The 6,063-nt window shown below is 60.4% G+C and carries 5 protein-coding genes; 1 reads left to right on the top strand and 4 read right to left on the bottom strand.

Features of this window, described 5'->3' with window-relative positions; genetic code table 11:
• Positions 1 to 64: 64 nt before the first annotated feature.
• A complete protein-coding gene (gene murJ, locus GCT19_RS40585) occupies positions 65 to 1,300 on the bottom strand; it encodes a murein biosynthesis integral membrane protein MurJ (protein ID WP_193727524.1) in 1,236 nt (411 codons plus the stop codon).
• A gap of 641 nt (positions 1,301 to 1,941) precedes the next feature.
• Here murJ and GCT19_RS40580 point away from each other — a divergent pair.
• Entirely contained in the window at positions 1,942 to 3,219 is a 1,278-nt protein-coding gene (locus tag GCT19_RS40580) for a hypothetical protein (protein WP_152854988.1), read from the top strand.
• Positions 3,220 to 3,281: 62 nt separating this feature from the next.
• Here the strand turns inward: GCT19_RS40580 and GCT19_RS40575 are convergent, their stop codons facing one another.
• From GCT19_RS40575 to GCT19_RS40565, 3 genes are all read right to left on the bottom strand, one after another.
• Positions 3,282 to 4,469, bottom strand: coding sequence for a glycosyltransferase (locus tag GCT19_RS40575; RefSeq protein WP_035492217.1), 1,188 nt, complete (start codon positions 4,467 to 4,469; stop codon positions 3,282 to 3,284).
• Positions 4,466 to 5,680, bottom strand: coding sequence for a glycosyltransferase family 4 protein (locus tag GCT19_RS44725; RefSeq protein ID WP_321576952.1), 1,215 nt, complete (start codon positions 5,678 to 5,680; stop codon positions 4,466 to 4,468). Before GCT19_RS44725 ends, GCT19_RS40575 begins: the two co-directional genes overlap by 4 nt.
• 21 nt (positions 5,681 to 5,701) lie before the next feature.
• Positions 5,702 to 6,063: glycosyltransferase (locus GCT19_RS40565; RefSeq protein ID WP_152854987.1), on the bottom strand; the 362-nt coding region annotated here is incomplete at its 5' end.

Raw genomic sequence — 6,063 nt, 5'->3', positions numbered from 1 at the left:
TCACCCATTGAGTTGACAACAAGAACAATTTTCACGTTTCGTAGTCTCTTGAACGGTCGAGAGCTCAGCGCATTTCGCTGTCGTGCTGCGAAGTTGAACTGCCCAGCAGCATGCTGATCGCCAACACGAATGCGGTTACATACATCAAGGCAAGTGAAATCTGCACACCTGCAACCCCGAATAGGTGAACTAGCACGAAGCTGGCCCCTGCCTTCACCGCGAACGCCAGCAAGGAGATGTTTGTCACCAGCCTGAAGCGTCCCTCGCTGGCAAAGAGTTGCCACACCACCATCAACGCAAAATAGAACGGCACTTGTAAGAGCCCCCAACGAAATGCGCTTGCCACCCTCACCGTGTCTTCTGGCGTGAAGGCACCTCGCTGGAACAGAACGGCGATCGCAGTTGGAGCGAGGAACCACGACACCAGAGCACAAACGAGACCGGCAGCGAGCGTGGCGAGCGCCCAGAAAAGTGCTGTTCGGCGCGCACGCCGCGCATCTCCCTGCCTGCGGATGTCTGTGAAGATGGGCAGCGTGGCGCGCGCGGCAGCCATCGCCCCCACACTGAGCAACAGCGCGAGCACGCGGTTCGCGTAGCCAAGCGTGCTATTCGATCCCGCTTCGAGGCTCGCCACCAGGTATTGGTCGAGCGGCCCGGCGAAACAGACGGCGATCTGGCCGACCATCAGGGTGCGCATAGACAGCCATGCTTCGCCCAGATGCGGAGAGCGCATGGAGAGTCTGACCCGGCTCGACACGCCGTCGGTACGTCCGGCAAGCCACCTGAGACAAAGCATCTGTAACGCCAGGCCGACGACAGTTCCGAAGACGATCGATACGAGGCCCGCGTCGGGCGAAGCCACGAGTACGCTCACGAGAATCACTGCGGCAGGCAGTCCCTCGAGCAATGTATTCACATGCTTTTCGTTCGCCTGAAGCCGCGCGGCATAAATCCCCGCGCCGAGCGTCAGTACACCTGTTGGCGCAAGCCAGTACATCATTTCCCTGGATAAGTCGCGCGTCGTCGACGGCGCATCCGGCCCAAGGTGCTGCATCACGAACGGCCAGCAGAGGTATAGGACGATAGCAACCAGAAAACCGCTCACCAACGCGGCCCCCTCCAGCTCGCCGACGAACTGCGCGACATCGTCCTTCTTTTGCGCGCGCAGATTGACGAACATCGGCACGAGCACGACACCTGCCACGGACAGCAACGTGGTTGGCAGCCAGTTCACCATCGAAAACGTGAACTGGTACGCATCGACAATGCTGCTGACTCCATACTTGTATGCAATCGCCATTTCCTTCAGCGCTCCGGCGCATTTCCCGATGAGCACGAACGCGGAAACGCGCGCGAGGCTCCGCGCGATGCGTGCATGATCAGGATGCGTGTTGAGTACGCGCTCGCGCCAGCGAGTCAGTTGGAACCTCAGTGCGCTCACCATCGCCTAGGCCGTCCGATTGCCTGTGCGGCAAACTCCGCAGTGACCAGTATTTCCGCTGGCGCTCGGTTGCGCGGCTCCGACGACGCCAGTGACGCCTTCCTTTCGTTCATGAAGTTCCTCAGACGCGTAGACCAAGCCCACTGCTTCGCACACACAGGGGTCTTGCGTATCGCAGGGTTTTAGACCGCGGCGCGGCACGCGTCCGGTCACGCAAAGCGTCGATGAAACATAGCAGCCACTGCGTCCCTATTAATGTTTGAAAACGCACATTGACAGGTACCTATTTCCTCTACATTCACGTGGGTGCGCAGAAAGTACCGGAATAAGCAAATAGTTGAATCCAAAAGAACTGATTCAACTATTTGCTTATTCGCTGCAGCTATCCAATGCATATTTTTGAGTCGGCGGGATCGCAGTCGCAATCGCAGCGACCCACGCGAAGACCTGGCCGCTCCGGGCGAAACTCCGACCAACCCGCCGTGCAGAGAAGCCATAGCATGAGTACACAAATAACGATGCGGTCAACCGCAATTCATCGCAGCGCGCTGTTCGTCGCGCTGCTGCTGTGCTCACTGACGAGCCATGGACCCTATGTTGTGATGACAGGCATTCTGCTGCTTATGGCAGTGTGCATCAGCGATGCGAAGGTCCGCGAGGCGTTGTTCAGTATTCGATGTGTGGCTTTTGTGTCGCTTTCGGCAACTGCAATTACCGCGTGCTATCTGTGGTTTCTTGCCGTACCGCATGGGAACGCTTCGTACAATCTCGAGAAATCCGCGACGAACAACTACATTTTCTTTTTGCTTGATATCGGGTTTCTTGCGTCATTCGCTGCGTTGATTTCAGCACGCATCGGCGAAGTCACGACAACCGTCTCGAGATTGCTGGTCCTCAATTGCTCTGTGCTGCTCCTGCAGACAGCAACGCTGCTCGTCGGCGGCCAGTACATCGACTTCACCAAGCCGATAACGGGCGACCCGTCGCGGTACCAGAATTGGGAGTCGGTGCATCCCGTTTTCGGCTTCCGGCCAACGGGGATGTATATAGAACCTTCGACGTTCGCCGCGGCCGTGGGCACCATGGCAATCGGCTATATCCTGCTTTCCAGGGCGAGAGGAAAGACGCCTGCTACGCTGCCCATCGCGCTGACCGTGCTATCCATGCTCATCACGCAGTCGGCCGCGGCGGTTGTACAGGCGGCGGTGTTGATTGCAGCCTTGATGGTGACGCACTCACGCCGCACGAGAGCGTGGGCGACGGCAATATTCGCACTGATCGCGTTGGCCTCGCCGGGATTGATTGCGGCGTACATCAATAGCTTCATGCTAAAAATCGACGCGGATTCGGGATTGCGATTGCGGCTGCTGTCGTACGTCTACGAAGTGCGCCATGGATGGGATTTTCTGCTGGGCTACGGCCCCTTCTCCGTCGAATACGATCTGTTCGATGTCTCGGAACACACATCGACCTTTGTTGCATCGCTCAACGACGCAGGATTGCTCAATTTTTTCGTCGTGCAGCTTGGCATCGTAGGACTTGCAATTCCGATCGGCATCTTCCTGGTCATGAAAAAGGACATTGCCAATCTGTGCTTTTTCGGGCTGCTGATGTCATCAAAGCTGTCGTATACGTCGCCGCTTCTCTACTTCGGGCTCCTGCCGCTGGTGTTGCGGCTGGGGGCATCGCAGGACAATGCCCATTCGGCTGCTGGCTATCGGGGTGTAGAGGTTGAGGGTGGAGAACCAGATTTGCTACTTGCGTCGCGCTCGTCATAGGTTTCGATCTGCGGCCGGTACTCGATCCTCTCGTGTCCCGGCCCGTGAGCTTCGTGTTGTGCTCACGTGCGATCAATACCGAACCCGAACGCCTGGCCGCGCGTCGAGTAGACCTGCCGGTAGCTTGCCCAGCAGCGCTCGATTGAAAAACGTGAGGCCATTCGCGTGCGCGCCTGCCTGCCGAGCTGTTCGCGTCCCTCGCGGTCGAGCGAAAGCAGGCTAACGATCCCAGCGGCAAGCGCCTCCGGATCGCCGCTCGGAACCAGACGGCCGGTTTCGCCCATCAATGCCGCAGTATCACCCACATCGGTCGCCACGCAGGGGACACCGCATGCCATCGCTTCGCCGACCACCGTCGGCAGTCCCTCGCTTCGTGACGATAAACAGAACACGTCGAAAGCGGACATCAGCAGGTGCACGTCGTTGCTTGCGCCCGTAAGTCGACAAACGTCCCTGATGCCCGCGCGGTCGATCATCGCCGTGAGTTCCTGATTGCTCTCGTCGAGGCCCCTGCCAATCATGACGAAGCGGCAGTCCGGCTCCATCGCCGACACCCTGGCTACGGCACTGATGAAAGTGCCATAGTCCTTCGCGGGGTCGTAGCGGCCGACTATGCCGACGATCTTCGTCGCGGGGTCCAGTCCGAGCGCCTTGCGCAACGGATCGCTGTCGCGGCGACGCGGCTTGAACAGTTCGAGATCGAAGCCGTTGAAAATCACCTGCATTCGCGTACTGCAATAGCCACCGCGGACGTGCGAGATGCGCGCCGCGTCAGCGCAGCAGATGATCACGTCGGGCAGGCGCGTGGACAGCCACGCACAGAACTTCGCGACGATTGCCAGCTTCGTGCCCGAACGCATCGATGGGAACTCGGTCTGATGCACACCCCAGGCGAGCCTGAAGGTACCGCGCCGTCGTTCGCCCCGCCCCGCGGCGATCCGGGCGATCCGCGCAGCGATTCCGCCAAACAGATCCGCGTGATACATCCAGGTTTGCACAACGTCAGGGCGCAGCTCGACCAGCCAGCGCACGAGGCGAAACAGCATGAGGGGATTGGGCAAACTCCGCGACATGCCGAGTATCCGCACTTCGACGCCGAGCGATCGTATGCGCTCGCTCATCGTGTCGAGTGACGACATGGAGATCACCGTGTGCCGGACACCATCTCGCTGCGACGCCTGGATCAGGCGATAGAGCATCATTTCGGCCCCGCCTACCTGCAGTCCGGAGATGACGTGCACGATTCTCATGGCGCGGTCCCCTCCGGCGGTGTTGCCACCAAGCCTGCAACCGGCACCGGCCCTGGGACCGGCGACGCGGCGCCTAACTCCTGATAGATCGACAGCAACTTGCCGAGCACGATGTTCTCGTCGAACTCGGTTAGCACCTTCGCTCTCGCGGCGAGGCCCAGCTTGACGCCGAGCGCGCGATCGTCGTCGAGCATGCGGATCGCGTCGGCGAGCGCTTTGGGGTCTCGCGCTGGAATGAGGATCCCATCATCGCCGTTGCGGCTCACCACTTCGCGGCAGCCGGGCGCATCGGTCGTGATCAGCGGTAGCGCGCAGGCTGCGCCTTCGATTAGCGTAGTGGGCAAACCTTCCCGATAGTAGCTCGGCAACACGACCACATCGACGTCCGAAAGCAAGGCCGGCATATCGCTGACGTGCCCCAGCCAGGTAAGCAGGTTGTCGCGATCCCATTCCTCGATCTGGCTGCGCTGAATCGCGGCTGGATTGCCCTCGTCGGGAGAACCCGCCAGCAGGAAAATCACCGAACGGCCTTCGCTCTTCAGTATCCGAGACGCTTCGACGTATTCGCCGATGCCTTTTTCCCAGATCAGCCTTGCCGCCAGCACGATGCGCAACGGCGCAGTTTTTTTCGTCTCGGCCGGCTCGCGCGGCCGGTAGCGTGTCAGGTTCACGCCCGCGCCCCTCACGAGCCGCACCGCCCGGTCCGCAGCGATGCGCGACTGCTTGAAGAGCGCGACGTCCGACGAATTCTGCAAAACGACGGCGGAGCGTTTCCCATCGAACGCGAAGCGCATCAGATGGCTCACCACGGGACGCAGCAAGCGGGCGCGCAGCTCATCGCTCGTGAACACGTAACCGAGGCCATCGATACCGTTGACGCGAATCGGCACGCCGGCCAGCCGCGCCGCAAGCGAGCTATAGACTGCGCCCTTGATCGTAAAGCCGTGGACGAGCAGCGGACGCTCACGTCTGAAAACCCGTGCGAGCCATAGAATCAGGCCGATCTCGCGCCATGGGTTGAGGCTGCGCCGTTCCATCGGAATCGCCTCCCAGGTAAAACCGAGAGCTCGAAGCTTCGGACCATAGCTGCCGTCGGGCGACAGCAGGATCACCTCGAACCCACGCTCTCGTAGCGTTTGTGCGAGCGACAGGCGGAAGTTGAACAGATACCAGTCCGTGTTCGCGAGAAGAATGACTTTATTCGTCGGCACTATCGTCCTCCGGAAAACTGATTAACCCAGACGCAACTGGGCGAACAGGCGGTCCCAGATCGTGAGGATATGGGCAACGGAATAGCGATCCCGGATCGAGCGCGCGCCCCTGACGCCGAGTTCTTCGCGCAGCGCCTGGTCCGACAGCATGCGCCGCAGTCCGGCGGCGAGCGCCGTTGCATCGCCCGGCGGAATCAGCAAACCGTCCTGACCGTCGCGCATCAACTCGCGCGGCCCGCTCGGACAGTCGAACGAGACCGCCGGGACACCGAGCGCCATGCTCTCCATCAACGCCACCGGCATCCCTTCAAAGCGCGACGACAGTACGAATGCGTCGGCGGCGGCCATCTCATGCCATGCAGCCTGCGTACTGCCCGGCAGAA

The organism is Paraburkholderia atlantica (assembly GCF_009362785.1).
Classification (GTDB): domain Bacteria; phylum Pseudomonadota; class Gammaproteobacteria; order Burkholderiales; family Burkholderiaceae; genus Paraburkholderia; species Paraburkholderia atlantica.
Note: the sequence above shows the minus strand (reverse complement) of the source record. Positions and strands in the feature narration are given on the sequence as shown.

What these genes read in the sequence shown, in the direction of transcription:
- murJ (WP_193727524.1), bottom strand. Translation starts at nt 1,300, where the DNA reads ATGGCGATTGCATACAAGTATGGAGTCAGCAGCATTGTCGATGCGTAC.
- GCT19_RS40580 (WP_152854988.1), top strand. Translation starts at nt 1,942, where the DNA reads ATGAGTACACAAATAACGATGCGGTCAACCGCAATTCATCGCAGCGCG.
- GCT19_RS40575 (WP_035492217.1), bottom strand. Translation starts at nt 4,469, where the DNA reads ATGAGAATCGTGCACGTCATCTCCGGACTGCAGGTAGGCGGGGCCGAA.